Annotated in this window: 18 protein-coding genes; 7 read left to right on the plus strand and 11 right to left on the minus strand. The window is 39.2% G+C overall.

The window, feature by feature from the left end; genetic code table 11:
• Positions 1–8: 8 nt before the first annotated feature.
• Entirely contained in the window at positions 9–2795 is a 2787-nt protein-coding gene (locus AC27I2_RS09835) for a TonB-dependent receptor (protein WP_487204166.1), read from the minus strand.
• Positions 2796–3455: 660 nt separating this feature from the next.
• Between AC27I2_RS09835 and AC27I2_RS09840 the strand changes: the two genes are divergently transcribed.
• Positions 3456–5078, plus strand: a complete 1623-nt coding sequence (locus AC27I2_RS09840; protein WP_487204167.1) for an alpha-glucosidase family protein — start codon at positions 3456–3458, stop codon at positions 5076–5078.
• A gap of 68 nt (positions 5079–5146) precedes the next feature.
• Here the strand turns inward: AC27I2_RS09840 and AC27I2_RS09845 are convergent, their stop codons facing one another.
• Positions 5147–5701 carry a TIGR00645 family protein gene (locus AC27I2_RS09845; RefSeq protein WP_058404447.1) on the minus strand — a complete coding sequence of 185 codons (555 nt, stop codon included), beginning with the start codon at positions 5699–5701 and terminating at the stop codon, positions 5147–5149.
• Between the two features lie 231 nt (positions 5702–5932).
• Between AC27I2_RS09845 and AC27I2_RS09850 the strand changes: the two genes are divergently transcribed.
• Entirely contained in the window at positions 5933–6175 is a 243-nt protein-coding gene (locus tag AC27I2_RS09850) for a hypothetical protein (protein ID WP_058404446.1), read from the plus strand.
• Positions 6176–6334: 159 nt separating this feature from the next.
• On the opposite strand, the gene topA is transcribed toward AC27I2_RS09850, so the two are convergent.
• The gene (gene topA / locus AC27I2_RS09855; protein ID WP_058404445.1) at positions 6335–9043 is read right to left on the minus strand and encodes a type I DNA topoisomerase; all 2709 of its coding nucleotides are present in this window, start codon (positions 9041–9043) and stop codon (positions 6335–6337) included.
• A gap of 244 nt (positions 9044–9287) precedes the next feature.
• Positions 9288–12638: an autotransporter outer membrane beta-barrel domain-containing protein gene (locus AC27I2_RS09860; protein WP_487204168.1), complete on the minus strand. Its 3351-nt coding sequence runs from the start codon at positions 12636–12638 to the stop codon at positions 9288–9290.
• Between the two features lie 191 nt (positions 12639–12829).
• On the opposite strand from AC27I2_RS09860, the gene AC27I2_RS09865 reads away from it, so the two are divergent.
• Positions 12830–14161 carry a dicarboxylate/amino acid:cation symporter gene (locus AC27I2_RS09865; RefSeq protein ID WP_010557477.1) on the plus strand — a complete coding sequence of 444 codons (1332 nt, stop codon included), beginning with the start codon at positions 12830–12832 and terminating at the stop codon, positions 14159–14161.
• A gap of 77 nt (positions 14162–14238) precedes the next feature.
• Here the strand turns inward: AC27I2_RS09865 and sohB are convergent, their stop codons facing one another.
• Together sohB and AC27I2_RS09875 are read right to left on the minus strand one after the other, a co-directional pair.
• Entirely contained in the window at positions 14239–15255 is a 1017-nt protein-coding gene (gene sohB / locus AC27I2_RS09870) for a protease SohB (protein WP_487204169.1), read from the minus strand.
• Positions 15256–15357: 102 nt separating this feature from the next.
• Complete coding sequence (locus AC27I2_RS09875) at positions 15358–17787, minus strand: VolA/Pla-1 family phospholipase (protein WP_487204170.1); 2430 nt, start codon at positions 17785–17787, stop codon at positions 15358–15360.
• Positions 17788–17993: 206 nt separating this feature from the next.
• On the opposite strand from AC27I2_RS09875, the gene AC27I2_RS09880 reads away from it, so the two are divergent.
• Entirely contained in the window at positions 17994–18740 is a 747-nt protein-coding gene (locus AC27I2_RS09880; RefSeq protein ID WP_058551847.1) for a YciK family oxidoreductase, read from the plus strand.
• Between the two features lie 71 nt (positions 18741–18811).
• On the opposite strand, the gene rluB is transcribed toward AC27I2_RS09880, so the two are convergent.
• From rluB to AC27I2_RS09900, 4 genes are all read right to left on the minus strand, one after another.
• Positions 18812–19681, minus strand: a complete 870-nt coding sequence (rluB, locus tag AC27I2_RS09885) for a 23S rRNA pseudouridine(2605) synthase RluB (protein ID WP_487204171.1) — start codon at positions 19679–19681, stop codon at positions 18812–18814.
• The gene (gene scpB / locus AC27I2_RS09890; RefSeq protein ID WP_058404439.1) at positions 19678–20268 is read right to left on the minus strand and encodes an SMC-Scp complex subunit ScpB; all 591 of its coding nucleotides are present in this window, start codon (positions 20266–20268) and stop codon (positions 19678–19680) included. The genes rluB and scpB overlap by 4 nt, the downstream gene beginning before the upstream one ends.
• A gap of 349 nt (positions 20269–20617) precedes the next feature.
• Positions 20618–21139 carry an EF-hand domain-containing protein gene (locus AC27I2_RS09895; protein ID WP_058404438.1) on the minus strand — a complete coding sequence of 174 codons (522 nt, stop codon included), beginning with the start codon at positions 21137–21139 and terminating at the stop codon, positions 20618–20620.
• Positions 21140–21357: 218 nt separating this feature from the next.
• Positions 21358–21789 carry an exonuclease III gene (locus AC27I2_RS09900; protein WP_487204172.1) on the minus strand — a complete coding sequence of 144 codons (432 nt, stop codon included), beginning with the start codon at positions 21787–21789 and terminating at the stop codon, positions 21358–21360.
• A 240-nt stretch (positions 21790–22029) separates the two neighbouring features.
• Between AC27I2_RS09900 and xthA the strand changes: the two genes are divergently transcribed.
• From xthA to AC27I2_RS09915, 3 genes are read left to right on the plus strand one after another with little or no spacing between them, the layout of a single operon-like run.
• Positions 22030–22836: an exodeoxyribonuclease III gene (xthA, locus tag AC27I2_RS09905; RefSeq protein ID WP_058404436.1), complete on the plus strand. Its 807-nt coding sequence runs from the start codon at positions 22030–22032 to the stop codon at positions 22834–22836.
• 5 nt (positions 22837–22841) lie between these two features.
• Positions 22842–23489: an energy-coupling factor ABC transporter permease gene (locus AC27I2_RS09910; protein WP_487204173.1), complete on the plus strand. Its 648-nt coding sequence runs from the start codon at positions 22842–22844 to the stop codon at positions 23487–23489.
• Entirely contained in the window at positions 23486–24283 is a 798-nt protein-coding gene (locus AC27I2_RS09915; RefSeq protein WP_487204174.1) for a putative RNA methyltransferase, read from the plus strand. The genes AC27I2_RS09910 and AC27I2_RS09915 overlap by 4 nt, the downstream gene beginning before the upstream one ends.
• Before the next feature lie 16 nt (positions 24284–24299).
• Here AC27I2_RS09915 and yfbV read toward each other — a convergent pair whose 3' ends face one another.
• Entirely contained in the window at positions 24300–24746 is a 447-nt protein-coding gene (gene yfbV / locus AC27I2_RS09920; protein WP_058404433.1) for a terminus macrodomain insulation protein YfbV, read from the minus strand.
• Positions 24747–24805 lie beyond the last annotated feature (59 nt).

Below are 24805 nucleotides of genomic sequence, written 5' to 3' on the forward strand. Positions count from 1 at the left end.
AACGTTTATTATAGCTTGTAACTAAAGCCCAGTAAGAACGTACGACCATAATCTTGGTAGTCACGTACTTGCAGCGCGTTATCGCCACTTAAAGTAGTAAACGGTTCTTCAGTAATATTTTGTACTTGGAAGGTTACATTTAAGCCATCTAAGCTATCAACACCAGCTTCGCCAAAATCAAAGCCCAATTGCGCATCCCAAATTGTTTCACCTTTAATATCAACTTGAGTTGCAGCAAGACCTAATCCGTTTACGTTACCTTTAAAGTCACTACGCTTACGCATGCTTGTACGCGCTTGGAAACCATTACGCTCGTAGTAAACTGTCAAGCTATCTATTTGGTCAGATAAGCCAACAAGTTCATATTCATTACCGTTTTGATCTTCAACGTCTTGCTCAATACCGGTATGACTTGCAATTAAACCAAAGCCATCTAGTGAAGAGTGGAATACATTGAATGGTAACGCAAGTGAAAGCTCGTAACCCCATAGATCACCGCCGCCGCCATTGACTTTACCATTACCAGTACCCGACGAAGTTGCAGGTATTTCACCCGTTGCAGGGTTAGCTACACCAGACATATCGACTTCGTATGTACCGTCGAATATCCATTGATTGATATCTTTATAGAAAACCGCAGCAGAAAAATAACCTTCTGCATTAAAGTAGTTTTCGTAACTTATATCGAAGCCTGTCGCTTCTTTTGGCTCTAGTTTAGGGTTACCACCCGAAATGCTCCAAAAGTTACCATTATCATCTGGTTGTTGTCCGTATGATGCATTAATTGACGCATTCATATCGTTTAACAACGCGCGTGAAATAGTTTTTGCCGCACCAAAACGTAACGTTTGTTCTTCATCGATTGCAAACGATAAGTTAATGCTTGGTAAAACGTGGCTGTAATCGTGACTTACATCTGTTGGTGTAACAACAACCAATCCGTCTACTGTGTTAGCAGCTGAACCTTGTGAAGACTGTTCAGTTTTAACATAACGAACGCCTACATTACCTGTTACCGGAATTGATCCAATCTCTGCATTAATATCGGCTTGAACAAAGAACGCAGTTACTTTTTCTTGTACTGTCCACGACTGCGTTTTGTGTTTTTGGTCAGTTAGGCTTTCTTGAAGTAAATCATAGTAACCATCGTTTATTAAGGCACGAGTATCGTAGGCAATCATATCGCCCATACCAATGAAGTCTAAGCTAGCTGAACCTAAACGGTACTGCTCTGGAACAGAAACCATACCCGGGTTTGACAGTGAAAAATCTTTAAGTGTTAAGAAATAACCTTCAGACAATTTTGATTTTTCACGGTCACGATAAGACATACCAAATTTAACAGCATTTACGTATTCGTTATCAAGAATTTTAGTTGCAGCAAGTTTTAACGTGGTTAGTTCATCATTCACTTCTGGCGCATTGATAAAGCCATCTTGTGCTGTATTTTGAAATGGAGTGTCAGTTAAACCATATTTGTCATTTAGGGCTTTACTTCCGCCCCACGATAACGGACCACCTAATTGAATTAGGTTATAGTCGCTGTAATCTAGCTCATGAGAGAACTGTGCACCTGTGTTACCACCATCAAGCATATAACCTATGTTGTCAGCAACGCCATTAGCATCACCTCGGCCTGTGCCTGAATAACTTTCAATGCTCCACAACTGACGCTCAACCTCAGAGCGACTAATATCAAACTCTGTGCTCCAACTGTCATTAATGTCGTACTTTGCATTAAAACCAAACTGCGTCAATTCTGCTTTTCGTTCTTGATGATCGTTACGAACAACAACACGTTGGCCTTCAGTCACAGCACTTGTAATAAAACCAGTCTCGGCATCAACCGTTGTTGAATCAGGGCTAATTGAACCTTGACCCCATGCAAATGGAATTTCGATACCGCGTAAAATTTGCTCATCTGCAAAATCGATGTAAAGCGCATCAAACGTCATGTTTAATTTATCAGTAGGAGCCGCTTCTAATACAAGCATAGCTGAGTCACGCTCAAGCGTTGAAGAACGTACGTAAGGCTTAGCGCCACCTAAAATAGAATATGACTGACCATCTTCAGCAGTAAACTCTGGGTAGCCCCATGAGTTCCAGCGCTTTTCTTGGTTTGGTGAACTCATTGTGTTTAGAGCAAACGCAACACCAATCGTGTCATCTGCAAATTGGTCAATGTATGAAACGGTACCGCGGTAACCTTGATCATCACCGTCTGGATTAAGTTTACCAAAACCAGTTTGCTCAAGTTGGCCGTTGAACATGATTACACGTTCGCCTTTACTTAAAGGTTTTACGGTTTGCATGTCTATAACACCGGCGATGCCTTCAGCTTCGATACTCGCACTGGGTGTTTTGTAAACCGTTACGCCGCTCATTATTTCAGATGGGTAAAGGTCAAACTCAACGCCACGGTTATCGCCAATCGATACTTGCTCACGGCCATTAAATGTAGTGGCACTTTCATTTTCACTAAAGCCACGTACACTCACTCGACTTGCACGACCGTCTAGGCGCTGTGCTGTTAAGCCAGGTAAACGAGCGATAGACTCAGCAATCGACGAATCAGGCAGCTTACCAATATCTTCTGCAGAGATAGACTCAACGACTTCTGGTGAAAAACGTTTAGTGTTGATTGATTCTACAATGCTGCCACGAAAACCTTTAACTTCGATAACTTCTACGTCATCATTTTTTAATTGTTTTTCTTCAGCTGCAGTTGCTGCAAAACTAGTGATGCCAGCAGCAGCTAACGCCAGAGTTAATATACTTGGTTTGAACATAGACATGATGTTTTCCCGTTACCCATATTGTGATACCCGCTCAATTGTTTAGTGATAGTAAACCGAGGCGAGCTTATTTTGTTGTCAGGATGGATATTAACGCTTGGTTTATTTTATTAACAAGTTTATGCATACGTATTCAAGCCTTATAAAACCATTATAAATTAACATAAACTTCACATAAGACTTAGTAACACACTGTTTTAAATGGTATTTATTGGTGCAACCAATTCCATCCAAATATTACAATTATGCAAAATAGCCTAATGATTTTAACGTGCTTTAACAGCCTGTAATTATTAAGAAATAAATTTTAACCATGCACCATAAGCTAAATTTAATTAATAGATATGAATGTGAAATTGGTAAGACCATTACATACAATCACTATTATAGTGCAATCCAGTAAAAATATGCACTGGCGAGGTGCTATGCCATGTTTCTTTTTTATTAAACGCAATTGGTAAACAGGTTTAATTTAGTTATAACGCTTAATTGACACTAAATATCTATTTTTTGAAGTAACTCAAACATGCTTATTTTTGTGCATACGTATGCAGTCTTTTTACAGTATCTCGGCCTTCACGTATGCTTTTTGAAAACAACGTGATTCACCATAATCACATATAAGAATTTAAAAAACTGTTTGGAATGACGGAGAAAAGCATGGCCCAAAAGCAGTGGTATAAAGGTGCGGTTATTTATCAAGTTTACCCGCGTAGCTTTCAAGATAGCAACAACGACGGTATTGGTGATTTAAGAGGAATAATTAATCGTATTGATTATATTAAGAGCTTAGGTGTTGATGCTATTTGGATTTCGCCATTTTTTAAATCTCCTATGAAAGATTTTGGTTACGATATTAGTGACTACCGTGATATTGATCCTTTATTTGGCAATTTAAACGACTTCGACGAACTTATTGAACAAGCACACGACCGCGATATTAAAATTATTATCGATCAGGTGTTAAGCCACACATCAGATCAACATCAATGGTTTTTAGACAGTCGTGAAAACCAAAGCAACGATAAAGCCGATTGGTATGTGTGGGCTGACTCTAAAGAAGACGGCACAGCACCAAATAACTGGTTATCAATTTTTGGCGGCGGTGCATGGCAATGGGAACCACGCAGAGGGCAATACTACCTTCATAACTTTTTAACTGAACAACCCGATTTAAATTTTCATAACCCAGATGTTAGAAAAGCAGTCCTAGATAACGTTGAGTTTTGGCTTAAAAAAGGTGTTGATGGTTTTAGACTCGATGCCATTAACTTTTGTTATCATGATGCGCAGCTTCGTGATAACCCTGCTAAACCAAAAGAAAAACGCCAAGGCCGTGGTTTCAGTGAAGACAACCCTTACGCATTTCAATACCACTACTACAATAATACCCAACCTGAAAATATTGAGTTTATGCAAGATATTCGTGCGTTACTTAATAAATACCCTGGCACTGTATCACTAGGTGAAATTTCGTCAGAGGACTCTTTAGCCACGATGGCAGAGTACACACAAGGCGGTGATAAGCTGCATATGGGTTATAGCTTTGAACTTTTAACTAACGATTATTCAAGTGAGTATATAAGAACAACGGTGCAAACCCTTGAAAAAGGGATGACAGAAGGCTGGCCATGTTGGGCATTTAGTAATCACGATGTTGAACGTGTAGCAAGCCGTTGGAGCCAAAATGGCGAAATTAATTCACAGCAATGTAAAATGCTCACCGCCCTACTCGCATCTTTACGCGGTAGTGTGTGTATGTACCAGGGTGAAGAATTAGGCTTAGGCGAAGCAAGCGTAGCCTTTGAAGATCTGCAAGACCCTTATGGAATAACCTTTTGGCCTAACTTTAAAGGCCGTGATGGTTGTAGAACGCCTATGCCATGGGATAATGCAAGTTTACAACATGCAGGCTTTAGCGAAACTAAGCCATGGCTGCCAGTAGACGAGCAGCATAAGCAGCAATCAGTAAAACAGCAAACTCTTGATAGTAATTCTATTTTAAATGCTTATCGTGAGTTTATGGCATGGCGAAAAACAAAGCCCGTGTTACTTGAAGGTGATATTGAATTTATTAACACACATGAGCCTGTTCTTGCTTTTTACAGAACATTCGAAAATGAAAAGATGTTATGTGTTTTTAATTTAAGTGGCGCTGAAGCAGCCTTATCGCTGCCAACTGTTATCTCTACAGAGTTTGGTGAGCTTAGTCATCACAAAGGCCACATAGAGAACGAGCAATTACTATTAGCGCCGTATGCATGCTATTACGCAACGTGCTAATTGATACTAACCACTAATTAGTGACAACAAAAAGCCCATGTAATGACATGGGCTTTTTTGTAGGTAAATTAATGATTGTGGGTTTTACTATTAAGGTAGTCAGTAAATGCAAACAACACGCCCGACATCACAAAAGTAACGTGGATTATTACTTTCCAGAGTAGCTCGTCGTTTGAATGTGCCTCTGAATTTATAAACACTTTTAAGAGTTCAACAGCTGATATTGCAACAATTGCGCTGATCAGCTTCATTTTAAGCCCTGAAAACCCTACTTTGCCCATCCAAGATGGCTTATCTTCGTGATTATCTATGCCCAGCTTAGATACAAAATTTTCGTATCCACTGAAAATAATAATCAACAAAAGGCCTGCGAGTAACGCTGTATCAACTAGCGTCAATATACCTACCAGTAAATCTTGGTTTGATGCTGTAAAAGTAGCAATCCCCATTAAATACAGTTGTTTAAAAAATTTAATCAATAACAAAATAACCGCAAACAAAAGGCCAACAAAAAAAGGCGCTAACAACCAACGGCCTTTAAAAATAAATGACTCCAATGCATGCTCTATTTTATTGGTCGATTGAATGCTTTTTTTAGGTGTATCGGGCGTGTTAGGTGTCATTTGTTATTCTATATATTAAAAATAGGCGACATTAACGTATTAATTAAGCTTATACAAATAATTATAAAAAAAACGGCCTATAAATAAACTTATCTTTACGATAAATATTTTTCGTTATCTTTTATTTAAAATTCGATTAAATTCAGCATACCAACAGAAGCGTTCTGCTTGGGCACGTTTGTTTTATAGCGACAATAACCGTTATGAAACCATTTTTTTAGGAATAAACGAATGAAAAAAGCATTACTTGCATCATTAACAGCGTCACTATTTGCAGTATATGCAACATACTCAGTAGCAGACGACACACCAGTAGCTTCATCGCAAATGATAAAAGAGTACACTGAGATGTGCGTTAACTGGGCTAAAGACGACGATGTAATGAATGAAGACCTTTACGCATATGTTTTAAATTGTGTAAATGATGAGCTTGAATCTGAAGGCTATCAAAAAGTAACGTCTGTAAAGATTTAACGCTGACTCAAAACTGTAATTTAAGGTTAGCTATGCTTAGTTGATTGAACAGCCAAAAAGCCGTTGCGAACACAATTACTAAGCATAAAAAAAACCGGAATAGACACAGGCTGTGCATTCCGGTTTTTTTATCGATAAAGTGTTACTACCTAGCTTTAGTTACTCTTCATCTTTTTTTGCTTTTGCTTTAGGTTTTGCCTTAGCTGGGGCTTTTTTAGCAGCTGCTTTCTTTTTAGGTGCCGCTTTTTTCTTGGCTTCCTCTACCCATTTACCTGCTTCATAATGAGCAGTCCAACCAGTTGCTTTACCGTCAATTTCAGTCATAACATACTGCGCTTTGTTTTTACGGCTGTAGCGTACAACAGCAAGATTACCATCAGGGTCTTGTGCTGGCGCGTCAGCTAAATAGTAAAATTTAGGGGATATACGGTCTCTAAAGCGTTTTAACTCTTCAACCTTAGGCGCTCGAGTTTCACGCGATTTAGGGAATGTATTTGCAGCTAAAAATATACCCGCAGCACCATCACGTAATACAAAATAAGCTTCCGATTTTTCACATTCTAATTCAGGAATATGAACTGGATCTTCTTTAGGCGGAGCAGCTTCACCATTTTTTAGTAACTTACGTGTATTTTTACACTCTTCGTTATTACAGCCAAAGTATTTACCAAAACGTCCAGATTTAAGTTCCATGTCTGAGCCACATTTATCACACTCAATAATTGGGCCGTCATAGCCTTTAATCTTAAACGTGCCTTGCTCAACAATATGCCCTTTACACGCTGGGTTGTTACCACATACATGTAACTTGCGGGTCTCATCAATTAAATACGAATCCATCGCTGTTTCACAAATAGGACAGCGCTTCATTTGCATTAATTTTTCTGTTTCTTCGTCTTCAACGTCAGCGGCTACCGCTTCATCGCCCGACACTAAATTCATAGTAGTTGTGCAACGTTCTTTAGGTGGTAGGTTATAACCCGTACACCCTAAAAACACTCCAGTTGAAGCAGTTCGAATACCCATTTTACGACTACATGTAGGGCATTCTATATCAGTTTCAACCATTTCATTAAGACGCATGCCACCTTGTTCTGGTTCGTCTTTTGCAATAGTTAATTGTGTTGAAAAGTCAGCGTAAAACTTATCAAGGACTTGCGTCCAAACACGTTCACCTTCAGCTATGTCATCTAAACGGCCTTCCATTTTTGCCGTGAAGTCGAAGTTCATTAAGTCGGTAAAATTTTCAACTAAACGGTCAGTAACAATCTCACCCATTTTTTCAGCAAAGAAACGACGGTTTTCTACGCGTACATAGCCACGGTCTTGGATTGTAGAAATAATTGAGGCATATGTAGAAGGACGACCTATTCCTCGTTTTTCTAGCTCTTTAACTAAACTTGCTTCGCTAAAGCGCGCTGGCGGTTTAGTAAAGTGTTGCTTAGGATCAAGTTCGACAAGTGTCAATGTTTCGCCCATAGTAACAGCAGGAAGTGATTGATCTTCTTCGTTCTTTTTACGAACAGCAGGTTGTACTTTAGTCCAACCATCAAAACGAAGTACACGCCCTTTAGCTTTAAGTTGAAAATCATTAGCCGCAACAGTCAAGGTTGTTAAATCGTACTCTGCAGGCACCATTTGACACGCTACAAATTGACGCCATATTAACTCGTAAAGTTTTTTAGCATCGGCATCTACACCTTCTAGGTGTCCAGACAACACGGTAACGCTTGAAGGACGAATAGCTTCATGCGCTTCTTGGGCGTTTCCTTTTGAGCTGTAGTTAATTGGCTCTTTTGGTAAATACTTTGCACCAAATTGTTCTGTCACGTATTCACGACACATCTCAACCGCATCCTTAGATAAGTTAGTTGAATCGGTACGCATATAAGTAATATAACCACCTTCATACAATCTTTGAGCTAGCATCATGGTCTTTTTAACACCATAACCTAAACGTGTACTGGCGGCTTGTTGCATTGTTGATGTAATTAAAGGTGCACTTGGGCGACTTTTGCTTGGTTTTTCTTCAACGTTAACAACTTTGTATTCGGCATTCTCAAGGCTTTTTACTGCCTCTTTGATTTGTGCTTCGTTTACAGGCTTAAACGGCTTGTCTGCTTGTTTAGTGACTTCTAAACGTAATGCTGACTCAGTATTTGTAACATCTGCATGAATATCCCAAAACTCTTCTGGGATAAACGCTTTAATTTCACGCTCTCGTTCTACGAGTAATCGCACTGCAACTGACTGCACTCGCCCTGCCGATAATCCACGCGCTACTTTTGCCCATAAAAGCGGCGATACCATAAAGCCAACAACACGGTCTAAAAAACGACGTGTTTGCTGAGCAAATACCATGTCAGTATTTAGCTCACCCGGTGTTTCAAACGCTTGCTGGATGGCATTTTTAGTAATTTCGTTAAAAACAACGCGTTTATATTTTTCTGGCTCACCACCGATGATTTCTTGAAGGTGCCAAGCAATTGCTTCCCCTTCTCTATCCAAATCCGTTGCGAGGTATATTTGGTCTGCTTTTTCCGCCAGCTTTTGTAATTCTTGAACAACCTTTTCTTTACCCGGTAGAATTTCGTAATGAGGCTGCCAGCCTTTTTCAGGATCAATCCCCATACGTGCAACTAAGTTAGTATAATCTCGTTGCTGTTTATACGCTGCTTTCTCATCCGGTGGCATTTTACGCACTTCTGCTGGCGTTTTAGTTGCCGGCACTTTTGCTTTGCTCGAACCTGAGGTAGGTAAGTCTCGTACATGCCCAATACTGGACTTTACGATAAAGTCATTACCTAAGTATTTATTAATTGTTTTAGCCTTAGCAGGTGACTCTACAATTACTAGCGATTTGCCCATAGTTGCCTATTTCTAACCAAATATTGAAAATGTGTTTACCGCATTAGCGGTGCGAATATTTATAGGTATATCTACAAACACTAGTTGTTACAAGCTTTTAATACAAACTTTTCAGTATTTACTGAATAAACGAACAATTTTTGTTGCTAATTTAGACAAACTGGTGTTTTTAGAATAATTGCTGTGGAATATATAGAACACAAAGAAAAATGCCAACCTAAAGGTTGGCATTTTTTACGAAAACTTAAACATCATCAAAAATTGTGATGCCTCTCGAGACGGTTTTACTAGCCCCTAGTTGGTTTTCAAATTCAAAAGTAATACTTAGAACCCCACTTGTTTGGTCGTTACCGTCTGTCTCTCGTGAAATTAATACATCCGAGTACATAGGCTTATCTGTATTGGTATTCGGTATCGTTTCACTGTGACTAATGATTGACAGATCGCCATTACTCGTCGTTAAAGATACCACTGTGTTTGCAGGTAATGGATTACCAAATTCATCTGTATAGTGAATACGCACAGCCATTGAAGTTAAACCTATGTCTACAGTGAGTGTTTCAGGGTCTGTTTCATCAGGGTCATTAGGATCGAAATCAGGATTAGCGATTTCGACATTATTAACCGATAAGTCGATAGCAGCAACATCACAACGCTGAGATACATCCGACTCCTCTAACTCTACAAATGTTCTGCTACCAGAGACTGAACTTGAACAATCAGCGGGCACAAATACTTCAAATGGCGCTGGTAATGCATCCGTTTTAACAACAGAGAAACGCACGTAGGGTTCATCACCTGACATAACTAGTTCAATGTTTTTACGAACCTCAACCAACTCGCGCGAACATTCACCGGCAGCATTTGCAGCTTCACTACATAATAAACCATTGTATAGGCCGTCAGCGGCATCGTAAATTCCGTCATTGTCTAAATCACGCCACGTTTCGTTATGTCCACCACGCGAGTTTAACTCTGAACAAGCATCTGTTACTGGATCGTAATCATCGCCGCGAGCATCGCTACAATCCGCTTTATCAAAGCTATTGTTTTCATTGTGGTCAATAAAGGCTTCAGGTAAATCATAACTTGCGTAGTATTCACCTATATCGAATAAGCCATTCGTGCGTTTTACGCCATCAGTTGATTGTTCATCTACAAAGTTCTCTTGGCCTTTGGTAACTGCAAGCACACTTACACGCCCGCCCATTACTACGCCGTTTTCGTCATTTTTAGCGCGTGTAATACCATTAATACACGGTGCAGCTGCACCAAAGTATGGGTCACAGTTAATTTGGCCTGTTTTAGGGTTAATACCTTCAGTTGTCGACGCATTGCCATCAATTTCACCGATTCTGTTACCCCATTTGTAATCTTCGAATGGGCGGTCGCCTTGTGAGCGCCACGTGACGACACAAGTAGCGTCATTTGTTTTACATGTCTCTTCGTTACTTGACGAACCAACTACGCCAGCCTCTGAAAGAACCGTTGCCTCTACACCATCGCCGTTATAATTATTAAACTGATCACCAAAAAATACAGTTAAATCAGTAATAATACCGTTGTAGTAAAGTGAATTAGTATTAAATGTAGTTGGGCTTAAATCAAAGCTGTTTTGATCAGTCACACCTGAAGCAAGCGTAAGCTGCGCAGATACAGAACTAATTTGTTCAGAAAGTGGGATTAAATTTAATGTACCTTCAGGGCAAATTTCATTGCCAGGATCAGTTTGACACAATTCAAAGTCATCAACCCAACACGTTAAATCATCACCTTCGGGCAGTGCTTTAACATCGTCTTTAGATACATAACACGCTTTAACAACTAAAGGCCCCGGCACAATACCTGAGGTTACAGTCGTTTGTACTAGCCCTTCATTATCGGTATTGCCACTGGTAAGCGTTAAGTTTGCAGCGCCCACTGAATCAGTTAATTTAAAATCTATTCGTTGCTGAGAAGACGCTATATTATCAGCATCAAGTAATTTAAACGTAACGATTGATTGCGTTGGTAAACCACCTTCGCCTGGTGGTAATGCTATAAATGTCTCGCTTACATCTACAAATTGAATAGATTGTACTGCAGAGCTTTCTACTGGAATAACCGTTGATTCAGTAAAGTTTTGTCCGCCTGTTTCAACAGTAATTGTTACATCATCGTCAATGTTACAACCTGTTGCTCTGTAAGTTGCTGTAGCAATACCATTTGACGATTTTACGCTGTCATCAATTACAGACTCACCGGCAACTGCACAGGTAGAGCTAAATTCAACGTCAGTAGCCGTTAAATATAAGTTTCCGTTTTCGTCTGTAAGCGTTACTTCAATGACAGTACTACCACCTGCTTTAAGTGGTATTACACTCCCGTCATCATTGGTATTCAATCCGTTATCAACGCTAAGCGTTAAGTTTGCAATACCTACTGCAAAATTTAAAGATGCACTTTCATCTAGAGCCGTTGCCGTAACAGTTCCTGCCCCACCGGTATTACCTGGCTGAAGTTTTAATAGTGCAATACCAAAGTTATCAGTTAAAGCAGTACCCGAAGAAGGTAGAATTGTACCTAAATTAGTTTCAATATTTACAAGCGCGTTTTTACTGCCTTCGCCACTTTGCTCGTTAGTGACCTCGACAAATAATTCACCCAATTCAGAAGATGAAATGCTGTTGGTTACAGTACAACCAGACGCTACAGATAACGGATCTAATTTAACATTGCTGCGGTTATCATCCCAATCCGCATTACAACCTGTAAGTAGTTTTATGGAAACTGAAAATTGCGCTTCATCTTGCGCAGCCCCATCACCCGATGAGTAAAAAACAGCTGTATTACTTACGTTTGTACCACTTGCTGGAGAATAACTAGCTACAACTTGGCCTGCACCTGTTGCTACACCACTACCTAATGTGACGCGTGCTTCACCCGAGTCATCTGTGATTGCAGTGCCAAGCTCAGGCGTTATAACACCTGTAAAATTAGTGCCAAAAGAAATAAGCTTATCTGCAACTGCTACACCATCTGATTTTAACGTTGCAACAACAACACCGGTGTTATCTGCCGTGACTGGGTTTGTACTGGTAAATTTTTCACCATTTTGGTCAACAATTTTGACTTCTAATGTTGTTGAACCACTCACGCCAGTGTCGTCACCTTGACCACCCGTTGACTGAAATGCAAATGTGGCTGTATATGTTTCATCATCGCCATTATATGTGGCAGTAACTTCACCAGCACCCGCCTCTGAGCCTGCACTTAATTCGATTGTTGCTATACCATCATTTTGCGTCAGCGCTGAATCAGGGTTTAAACCCCCAATATCATCGGCCAACGTGAACGTGATACGTTTGCCAGCAACAACAGCGCCATCATTGTCTTTTAGGGTTGCACGTAAATCTAACGAAGCTGTATTTGTGACAGTATTTGATTGCGTTGCGTCTGCTTGAGAGAACCCTTGAAGCGTTAATGTATAGGTTGTTGTATCTGTGTCTGTATCAGTGCCACCAACTGTACCGCTTTTTTCAATTGATCCACCGCCACCACAGGCTGTGAGTAATAAACTGAGCAATGAAATGCCAAGTAGTCGCATTAAAGGCATGAACCTCTCCCTAGCGTTGTTATTATTAACAATATGTTGTTTACCTCATATTAACCTATAACTTAGTCTAAAATCACAGTTTTTTATTACTTTTTTGTACAAAAATATTTCGTGTAAATACTAATTTTTTCTGTAGTAAATAATTTCTTACTGGTAGTCTATGGCAAATTTATAAAAAGTAGATTCGGTGTATGTCAAAAATCGGTACGTTAAGTTTAACTACTCGCATCATGATTGGTATGGTGCTCGGTGTTACAGTTGGTTTTATATTTCAAGCAATCTTAGCTGGTCAAGACGATTATCTAATCCCTCTTGGGTTATTCTCTTTGCCAATTAAAGCATTTTTTGTTGACGGTATTTTTCATGTCGGCGGTCAAATATTTATTGCTAGCCTTAAAATGCTCGTTGTTCCTCTTGTTTTTGTGTCGTTGGTATGTGGAACCTGCAGCTTAAGCGACCCAAAAAAATTAGGCCGTTTAGGTGGTAAATCAATTGGGCTGTATTTGATTACAACAGCGATAGCCATAACCGTGGCTATGACTCTTGCCTTATTATTTAACCCAGGTGAAGGCATTGGCTTGCCATCTCAGGCAAGTTACGATGCAAAAGAAGCCCCAACCCTTGCGCGCGTTATTATTGATATGTTTCCTACTAATCCTTTTGAAGCGATGGCAAAAGGTAACATGTTGCAAGTAATTGTGTTTGCATTGCTATTTGGTATTGCTATGGCTTTAAGTGGCTCTGCAGGTAAACGTGTTGCAGCTGTTTTTGAAGATTTGAACACCGTTATCTTAAAGTTAGTAACGTTACTAATGAACATTGCCCCTTACGGTGTGTTCTTTTTAATGGCCAAACTATTTACTACCATTGAACTTAATTTGATTGTAAGTTTAGCTAAATACTTTGGTGTTGTTGTATTAGCGCTATTGTTTCATGCCTTTGTAAACTACACCTTGTTATTAAAACTCCTTACCGGCTTAAACCCTGCTACTTTCTTAGCAAAAATGAAACACACGTGTTTATTTGCCTTTAGTACATCAAGCTCTAGTGCAACCATGCCAATAACACTTGAAACAGCAACTAAAAAGTTAGGTGCCAGTAATTCTGTAGCTTCATTTACTATTCCGCTAGGTGCAACCATTAATATGGACGGCACTGCAATCATGCAGGGTGTGGCTACGGTATTTATTGCACAAGTTTTTGCCGTTGATTTAACGGTGTCTGATTACTTAATGGTAATTTTAACAGCCACACTTGCGTCCGTCGGTACGGCAGGTGTACCTGGGGTTGGTTTAATAATGCTTGCGATGGTGCTTAATCAAGTGGGCTTGCCGGTAGAGGGCATTGCCATAATTATTGGTGTAGATAGACTGTTAGATATGACTCGCACCGCTGTCAATGTTACAGGCGATTGTATGGTTACCTGTGCGGTTGCTAAAAGCGAAGGTGAGTTAGATGAAACTATATTTAACGACCCTAATGCCGCAAAAGATTTAGAAGATTACCATAAGTCAATTGACTAATTGCCATGCATTTTATGGTGCGAAAAAACCCTGATAATTATCAGGGTTTTTTATGCTTAACATTCTTGCACGAACATCTACGGATTTAGCGATTTAAACTTAGATATTAAGTTTATCCCTATTTTATTTACGCCACTACTTAGCCCAAGCGCAAATTTATCGCTTAGTCCTTTTTTTACTTTGTACTTAACCTTATATATTTGACGTTTGTATTGCTGTTCAAGTAATGCATCGTCACTTGTTTTAATAACGTCAACTAGGCCTTTGTCTATTGCTTGTGTTGCAAACCAATGCTCACCCGTTGCAACTTGGTCTATATCTAAACTCGGACGCTGTGAACTAACAAAGGTTTTAAATAAATCATGCGTTTGTTCTATTTCATCACGAAACTTTTCACGTGCTTTGTCTGTGTTCTCACCAAAAAGAGTTAAAGTTCGTTTAAACTCACCTGCAGTAATTTGTTCAAACTCAACATCATTTTTTTTCAAAATTTTATTAAAATTTGGAATTTGCGCTATTACGCCAATAGACCCAACTATAGCAAAAGGCGCTGCTAGTATTTCATCAGCAACACAAGCCATCATGTAACCACCACTTGCTGCTACTTTATCAATAGACACACTCAGCGGTATTCCTGCCGATTTAATGCGTTGCAATTGCGATGCAGCAAGCCCATAACCATGTACTACTCCGCCGCCACTTTCCAAGCGAATTAGGACTTTATCTTTTTTAGGATCTGCAATTGAAATGATTGCTGTAATTTCTTCTCTTAAACTCTCAACTTCATGAGCATCCATACTCCCAATGAAGTCAATAACATAAAGACGAGGTTTTACACCTTCTTTATCTGACTTTTTGTCGAGCGCTTTACGCTCTTTATCGTGCACTTTAAGTTCTTTTTTACTTAATGTATTTTGTAAAAAATCTTCTTTAAGCTCACTCAGCTGAGCCGATACATCATCAATTTGTATTTCACCCTTTTTTGCTTTTGGCTTTACAGCAGCGCCAACAAGCATCATTAAAATAAGTCCTACCGCGATAACAAAGGTAACTGTTTTGGCAAAAAACAAACCGTATTCGTATAAAAATTCCAACTGATTTCTCCGATTTTAAATTTACGCTAATTTATCATGCTTTTAAGCAAAAAAAAGCCACTTTAAAGTGGCTTTGTATTAGATATATTTTAGAGCGTATGTTTAGTCAGTAACAACATCACTGTTTGTTACTAATAACGTACGACCGCGAGTAGCTAAATAAACAGCAACTTGCATTTGCATTTCAGCATTTGCAGCAGCACTTCCCTCTGCAGTAGATGACTGAGCAGCATCTTGTGCAGGTGTCAAAATAGAACCATGATGACCCTTAGAAAATTTAACTAAGTAGCTAGATGGTGTTTCTGTCATTGCCTGCGTTGTGCTTACTGCTTCTAATCCCATAAAATTAGCAAGTGGAATTGTGCCAGAAATAGGATTGTTAGCAGCCATTGGTGGAATAACTTGATCTGGCTTGTTTTCACCGCCGTCACCCACTACTACATTAGTATAAACAGGTGTACCCAACGCTTGTACCGCTGCTGCGTAATTAGTTGGGTCACCACTATCTAATGCTGTTTGAGAAGCAAACGCAAACTGCGTAAACACGCCTTGAATATTTGTAAGCTTAGCTGTTTCGCCTGCCGTTGTAATAGACGCAATGTATTCGTTATAACCACACGTTAAGTATGCTTCCATATCGGGTAGTGTAGCGCCACAGTTAGAAACTGCATCACCTTGCAAGAAGGCATTAAACTCATCAGCTTCAGTTGTACCAGCTTGAGAAAGTACAGAGCCTTGAATAAACGGGCCAAATGCTGCTGATTCTAATAAGAAGCTAGCAATACCGCCACCGCCACTTGCAAGAGCCACTGTGTTTACATTAAATAATGGGTCAACAGTCGGCGCTAATGGATTGTTAGCCTGTGCAATAAACGCAGGAGCAACAATAGAGCCAAGCGAATGTCCAATGTAAGTAACATCTTGGCTGTTAATAGTTGCATCTTGTAAAAAGTTTAAACCTAAACGTAAACCTAATAAATCTGCTGCAGATTGGCGCAAACTATCACGTGCAACTAATAAAGAACTTAAATTCATGTAACTAAGTACTGAACCGGTTGTTGCATTAAAGTCGTCGTTACCATCACCGTCAACATCTACACCACGTTCACCATGACGAGGATGATCAATTGCAATCGTTGCAAAACCTTGAATAGAAAGCTGAGCAGTTAATGCAAGCATACTTTCTTTGTTGGTTGTAATACCATGTTGCATCATAACAACAGGCCAACCACCTTCAGGCATTTCAATTGCAGGTAACTGTAGCTGCGCGCGCACACCGTTAATAATTGGTAAAATTGGCTTAGTCATTTGTACTGGCACGTTAGCCATGCTTTGTACTTTAGGAATTGAGTTATATTTTGTTAAATGACGTGTGCTATCGATACCTAAATCACGTAACTGTCCGCCACTCAGTGCCGAACATAACCCATCGTTTTCACTGATAGGATCAGTTGGAAATGCATCACCTGCAACTGCTTTGTAACCCTGAAGAGCTACAGCGTTATCACACATACCTTGCCAGTATGTGTCGTTTAAATCGCTAATATCTGTGCCTGTTGGCGTACCAAGGTACATAGGTAACATAATGCTACCTTTTTGATATTGAACGCCTGAAAACGCAGCCGATACCGTTACACCCTGAGATGCAAACACTTGTTGCACATTAACCATTGGTTGTTCAGGAACTTGAAGTGCAGGTGTAGGCAAAGCGTCGTTCTGTAAACTTGCAGCCAATAGATTTTTTATTGTGCCAAGTACCGGACCCGCTGACTGAATTGTCATTGCGCCGGAGAAAATAATATCTTCTTTTGAAATATCACCAGAGCTTACAACTACATTCTCGTAACTATTTACAGCACCTTGCAATGCCAGTTGAGAGGCGGTAATTAATGGCGCTTCTTGTTTCACTAAACCATAAGTAGACGACGGTGCAATAGAGCGACCCATTGAATCTTTAAGACCCGTAGTTAGCACGTTAATGTACGAGCTACCTGCCTTAAAAGGCTTAAGAGGAATAATCGCAACGGCATTTCCAGAAGCTTGAGTAACAAAATCAACACCAAATGTTAATTCACCTACTAGCTTACAAGCAGCGCCTGCTGGAGCAACAGAACATTCTGCATCTGTTAAGCTTGCACCCATTATTACTTCAAAAATTCTTACGCTGCCTGGTGTTCCAGCTGACGCTTCGTCAAGTGATACAGTGGGTGGAAATGTCAAATCAACTTTGTAAGGAACCTGAGACGACCAGCCGTCAAGTGCACCTAGCGCAAGCTGAGGGTCAGCATAAGCTGCTCTTGGGATAGATACATTATCGTCATCTAGCTCACCCGGAATGTTTAAAGTACCATCTTGGGTGCCGCTCATTAATAAATCGTTGGGAACAGAAATCACACCGTTGGCGGGGTCAAAGCTAACCGTGGCCATGGGTACTACTGTAGCGGTTTCATTCTTAACATCTTCTAACGTTTCTCCGCCGCCACAACCTGCTAAAGCAGCAGTGACAGAGAGTGAAAGTAGCATTTTCTTCATATTGGTGACTCCGAACATATTTTATTTTTATAGTGTGTTTAATCAGTGTATCAAGTTAAAACAATGTAATCAGATTATTAATGAGACATTAGACCAGTTAAACTTAACGTAAAGTTTCTTTTTTCGCCACCTAATTTTTCAATAAATTCGATTACTTGTCGATTTGCTATGTTAAAATCAAAAAAAATCTATCAATTGGTACTTTTATGCACACTTATCAAGCAGCTGAAAATGCATTAAACGATAAAGTTATTTTAATCACCGGCGCGGGCGATGGTATTGGCCGAGTAGCGGCTATTACTTATGCCAAACATGGTGCTACAGTCATTTTATTAGGTAAAACAACAAATAAACTTGAATGCGTATACGATGAAATTGTGAATGCCGGATATCCTAAACCTGCAATTGTACCAATGGACTTAAAGGGCGCGACAAAACAAAATTATCGTGATCTTGCTGCGACTATTGAAAATCAGTTTGGCCGTTTAGACGGGCTTCTAAATAATGCAGGCATACTTGGATCTCTTGGGCCACTAGAGCATTTTTGTTCATCTACGTTTGAGAACATCATGAAAGTTAATGTGACAGCTCAAGCAATGATCACCAAAGCATTATTCCCCGTAATGCGTAAATCAGACAACGCGTCTATTGTTTTCACCTCATCAGGTGTTGGTCGAAAAGGCCGTGAGTTTTGGGGGCCCTATGCCATCTCTAAGTTTGCAGTTGAAGGTATGATGCAAACGTGGGCTTGTGAAGTAGGTAAAACAAACATTCGCGTAAACTGTATTAATCCAGGCGCCACACGTACATCAATGCGCGCATCGGCATACCCGGGTGAAGATAGAGATAAGTTGGCAACGCCTGAAAGCATAATGCCTACTTACTTATATTTAATGAGTGATGATTCAACTGCAGTCAATGGCGAGTCATTAGATGCACAAATAAAAAAGTAACAGGTATTAATTTTTTAATAGCCTAAATAAAAAAGCCGCAACAATGCGGCTTTTTTATGAACGTTAAAATGTTACTTACGTTTAGTCGACTTAACACGTTGATTGTGCTTTTTAACCGCTTTTCTAATTTGATTAATTTTAGCGCGTTTGTCTTTACGTTTCTCTGGCATAACTGAAAGTTTAGTTTGCGTTTCACGACCTAACTTAACCGTTTTACGTAAATAGTTAACGGTATCTAAGTCGTATTCAATCCAACCACCTTGTGGAACACGCTTGTCGAGCTCTAACTTACCGTAACGAATACGGATAAGACGCGACACTTCAACATCTTGAGATTGCCACAAACGACGAACTTCGCGATTACGCCCTTCATTTAACGTCACATTAAACCAACGGTTAATTCCTTCACCACCAAGCGGTTTAATATTTGTGAACTTTGCAGGACCATCTTCAAGTTCTACACCGCGCATCAAGTTTTTAAGTGTTTCGTTTGTTACTTCACCAAACACACGCGAAGAATACTCACGCTCAACTTCATAACTTGGGTGCATTAAACGATTTGCTAATTCACCATCATTAGTAAACAACATTAAACCAGATGTATTTACATCCAGTCGGCCTACAGCTATCCAACGATCGCCATCAATACGAGGTAGTCTGTCAAATACAGTACGACGACCTTCAGGGTCTTTGCGTGTACTCAATTCTCCCTCTGGTTTGTTGTACATTATCACACGACAAATTCTGTCTGCTTTCTCTTCAATTTTTACGGTATGACCGTCTACTCGAATTAAATCGGTTTCTTCAACGCGGTCACCTAATTTAGCGACTTTGCCATTAACACTAACACGATTTGCGTCAATGTATTTTTCCATTTCACGGCGCGAGCCTACACCAGCTCTGGCTAGGACTTTTTGTAACTTTTCACCTTGTACATTCATTCGGATGGTTCTCTCACAGAAGGATCACTTAATAACTGGTCTATTTTACTTTCTTGTTGCGCAGGTAACGCAGGTAAGTTTTCTAAACCCGTTAATGAAAAATAATCTAAAAATTGTTTAGTCGTGGCGTATAAAGCGGGTTTACCCGGTACCTCTTTATGCCCTACTACTTTAACCCACTCTCTTTCGAGTAAAGTTTTAATTATATTCGAACCCGTTGTTACCCCTCTTACTTGCTCAATTTCGCCACGTGTAATGGGTTGACGATAGGCAATAAGTGATAGTGTTTCCAATAAAGCACGTGAGTATTTAGGCGCTCGTTCTTGCCAAAGGTTACTCAACCAAGGACTTAAACTGCTACATGCTTGAAATCGATAACCACTGCCCACTTCAACAAGGCGGATACCACGGGTTTGAAAATGTGTTTGTATCGTTTCTATGGCATGGTTTATTCGTGACATAGAAATTGCAATATCCATTAAAACAGTGTCTTTAATATGGCGTTTACTTATGGGTTTGTCTGCAACAAAAATTGCAGCTTCAATGATTTCAACTAACTGCTCATCACTAATTCGCCGCCCAGCCATATACACTCTTAATAAATAAAAATACACAGCCATCTATTATGACAGAATAAGCACTAACTAGGAAAATATATCTGGTAATTTATTAGGTCTGTTATCTTTACGAATGAAGATGAGTTTAAACTAGGTGCTGTTTAATCTCGGCGCAAAGTTTGTAAATTGGTGGGCTCGATAACGGCTCCTGCGTCATAGCCAATTTATAGGGAATAACCACACTAAGCAGGCTCTATTTTGCCTAAATACCAAACAGATTGCTGCAATTTCAACCTTGGAAGATAAGCGCTTACTGAGCTTTACCCATAAAAAAAGCCAGTTACTATAACTGGCTTGCTGTTTTGAAACTAAATCACAGTTAGCTGTGTTTGATTACTTTTAATGCATCATCTTCAGCTACGGCTTTACCATATTTCTTTATGTAACCCGTAAACTCGTTTTTACTAATTCGTTTATCTTTGTTTTTGTCCATGTAACCAAAGTGGTTAGAGATATCGTCGTCATTACCTTCAACAACTGATATGTAACCATTACTGTCGTTATCTAAACTTGCAAAGCTACTTTCAATTTTATCAAACTTAGCAATATTTGCTTTAAAAGCTGATTCGCTCACATCACTGTCAGTAGCAACTTTACCAGTATTTAATTGCATGTAGGCATTAAATTCTTTACGACTAATTTCTTCATCCATATTAGTGTCGATATTAGAAAAATGCCCCCAAATATTATCATCGTCAGCTTCAACTTTTGAAATGAAACCATCACTATCGTTGTCTAGACTTGCAAAGTCGCTATCTATTTTATCAAGACCTTGATTAGACGCACAGGCCGCTAAACTTAATGTTGCTAGGATAGTTGTTGCTAATGTTAACTTTTTCATAAGACGTGTCCTTCGTTGTTAGTAAATGTCACAACAACTAATACAAGTCTAATGCCAAAATTAAATAAACATAAATTTCAATAGCTTGCAGGTTTCCTGTGTATTTTTCATTCTATTTCAATGCGTTAGACTTGAAACCTTTTCAATCAACCTTGTAAATTTTGCAAAAAAAAGCCCAGCTATAAAAGCTGGGCTCTCGTTAATTCTTGTTGTACTAATTAAATTGCAGCATTTTGGTAACGCTTAACAAAATCAGTAACTTTTTGACCATTACATTTTAGCGAGTTTAAGTTACCGATTTTTTGGCGTACTGGCGCTAAACCTTGCTTTAGTGCAGTAATACATAGTTGAGTTTCTTGTTGAGCGTCTTTAGCAAACACTTCTACTTTGTTTTCAATTATGTTGTTTGTTGAATCTTTTTTTGCAATATCGCGAATATCTTGGCCGTTACACATAATGCTTTGTGAAAAACGCGATAAGTAAACGTTGTGCTTAGCTGCTAATTTACGTGCCGCAGAAAAACCTTCGTTTGCGCTTAATACACACAATTTAGACTCAATTGAGTTGTCTTGACTAAAGTAAGTGTTACTTTGAGCTGAAACAGAAGAAGATACTAATAATGTTGCCGCTAAAAATAATTGTGCTTTCATGAGAGATCCTATGTGAACGAGTTTGCCAATGAATTTGCGCGCATTATATAGCCAATTTTGTGCAGATCAATTGAATTTTTTATTTATTTTATAAATTAATACAACATTAACAATGTTTAAACTTTCACCAGCATTTGATCAACATTTGCGCAGCTATTTTGTCATTTCAGACATGTTATATAAGCTAAATTACTGATACAATTTACCATTAAAATAAGCACTAATTTAAAGGTAAATCGAATGAAAGTGATTTCTTTCAATATCAATGGTCTGCGTGCTCGTCTTCACCAATTACAAGCTGTTATTGATAAGCATCAACCAGACGTAATTGGCTTACAAGAAATTAAAGTTCATGATGAAGCGTTTCCATTAGACGATGTTCAAAAAATGGGTTACCACGTCTACTTTCATGGTCAAAAAGCACATTACGGCGTAGCTATGTTATGCAAAAAAGAGCCAAAATCGGTCTTAAAAGGGTTTGCTACCGACACAGAAGAGTCGCAAAAGCGTATGATCAGTGTCACTATTGAACAAGATAGCGGCCGCGACATTACAGTTATGAATGGTTATTTCCCGCAAGGCGATAACATTAGCCACGAAACTAAATTCCCGTATAAACGTCAATTTTATAAAGATTTGATGACCCACTTAAATACACACCTTTCTCCCGAACAAGATGTGGTTGTTATGGGTGACATAAATATATCCCCTACAGACCTGGACATAGGTATTGGCGAGGTAAACGCTAAACGCTGGTTAAAAACAGGTAAGTGCTCTTTCCAACCAGAAGAACGTCAATGGCTAGCAACACTTCTAGATTGGGGGTTCAAAGATACATTCAGAGAACTCTACCCCGAGGTGAACGATCAATATTCATGGTTTGATTACCGCTCTAAAGGCTTTTTAGATAATCGCGGCCTGCGAATTGATGTGGTGCTTGCAACCCATTCACTTGCTGAGCGTTGCACTGAGTCTGGAATAGATTATGAGCTTCGCGCGATCGAAAAGCCATCAGATCATGCGCCTATTTGGTCAACGTTTAAGTAGCTATAATGTTAAACACTGAAATACAAGGGCTGTTGTGGGTCCTTGTAGTTGCTATTGCGATTTTTAGTTTTGACAAAAACACCTATAAATCGCTTTATAAAACGTCTGCGAGGCAAACCGGCGTATTAGCCTATGCCCTTGTGTTTGCATTACTTTGGCGCATTAAAGCCGGTATTTTAACCGGCCTAGACTTACATATACTGGGTATTACCGCAGCTACATTAATAGTGGGCTGGCGGCTAGCCATTTTGAGTAGCCTACTAGCAAGTGCTTTGTTGTTTTCATTTGGGCAGGTTAGTTTTAACCTTTTACCTGTACAGTTACTTATTGGCGCTTTTATTCCCATATTGCTGAGTTATTTAAGTTTTATTTTATGCTATCACTATTTACCGCGGCATTTTTTTGTATATATATTTGTTTGTGCTTTTATAACTGCAGGGTTTATAGCATGTATCAAAATAAGTTTGGGTGCCCTCTTTTATTTCTTTTTAGGCCAGTACAATTGGCCAGAACTTGCAGACAATTACGTTTATTTAAGTGCTATAATTTGGTTTCCAGAAGCCATGTTAAATGGAATGGCTATCACTATCTTAATCACGTACCGTCCCCATTGGGTTAAAACTTTTTACGACAAGGACTACCTTGACTCATGAGTCTTGAATATCAATGCCCTTTATGTAGCAAATCGCTATCACACTCTTTAAATTCGCTGAGTTGTGAAAACAATCATAGTTTTGACTTTGCGAAAGAAGGCTACGTTAACTTACTCCCTGTTCAAAACAAAAACTCTAAACAGCCCGGTGACTCACTTGAAATGGTACAGGCAAGACGTACTTTTTTAGAGCAAGGCTATTATGCGTTTTTACAACAAGCACTCAGCGATATTGTCAGCCGTTTACAAGGTAATAATATTATTGATTTAGGGTGTGGTGAAGGGTTTTACACTCATGCTATTGCAGATAACACACAAGCAAATATTTATGGTGTAGATATTTCAAAATCAGCTATTAAATATGCCGCAAAGCGATATGCTCATTGCCATTTTAGTGTGGCTTCAATCAGCCAGGCACCGTTTAAAAAAGAGTTTGCTGATATACTGATAAGTGTATTTGCGCCTTTATTTTCTAAAGAGCTTGATAGACTCGCTAAACCAAATGCCACGCTTGTGGTCGCAAGCCCCGGCCCATGGCATCTAAAAGAGTTAAAAGCTTATATTTACCAAACAGTAAACAAGCATACGAAAGTAGATGTACCTGAGGGTTTCACTGAAACTCACCAAGATTTAATCACTGAGCAAGTTACACTGAGTATTAATGATGTTAAAAACCTGATTATGATGACACCGTTTGCGTGGAAATTTAGACCTGAACATTGGCAGGCCTTAGAAGAAAAAGGTGACCACCTAGTTACTTTGTCATTTTATATTACGCAATTTAAGAAAGCATGATTAACGCTAGCGTTTATTAAAACTGTTCTTTAGTAAACGCTTTATCCATTTTTTCGAACATATCTTTAAGTAAATGCGCTAATTCTAAATAGCGAGGCTTCTTTTCACTTAGTTTGGCTTGATACCCATTAGCGACCATTTTTGTGTGAAGCTCTTTGTACCAGTTTTGCATAACAGGGTCTAGTGGTGTTTGCGCACGTTTCCCTAGCCATAATAAACCTTGCAAAGGTAGTGAGATGAAGAATAATGCACTGGCAATAGCTTGAGGTAAAAAATCAGGCCCCAAATAATTAAGTTGAAAAAACAACGTTAACATAGCAAGTATCGGCATAACCGTGATAGCCAGTTCTGTTGCTTTAATAACTCTGAACTCACTAAACAACGGAGCGAGCTCTTTTCGCATTGGCCATTGTTTTGCGTACTGTCGGCCAATTTGAACTTGTGACATCACACTTTTTTGCATCATGACTCCTCACATTAACTTTATTCAATATATAAATGAGCTTGCGCTCAATAAATTGT

It is taken from the genome of Pseudoalteromonas sp. NH0006-46, from assembly GCF_057547735.1.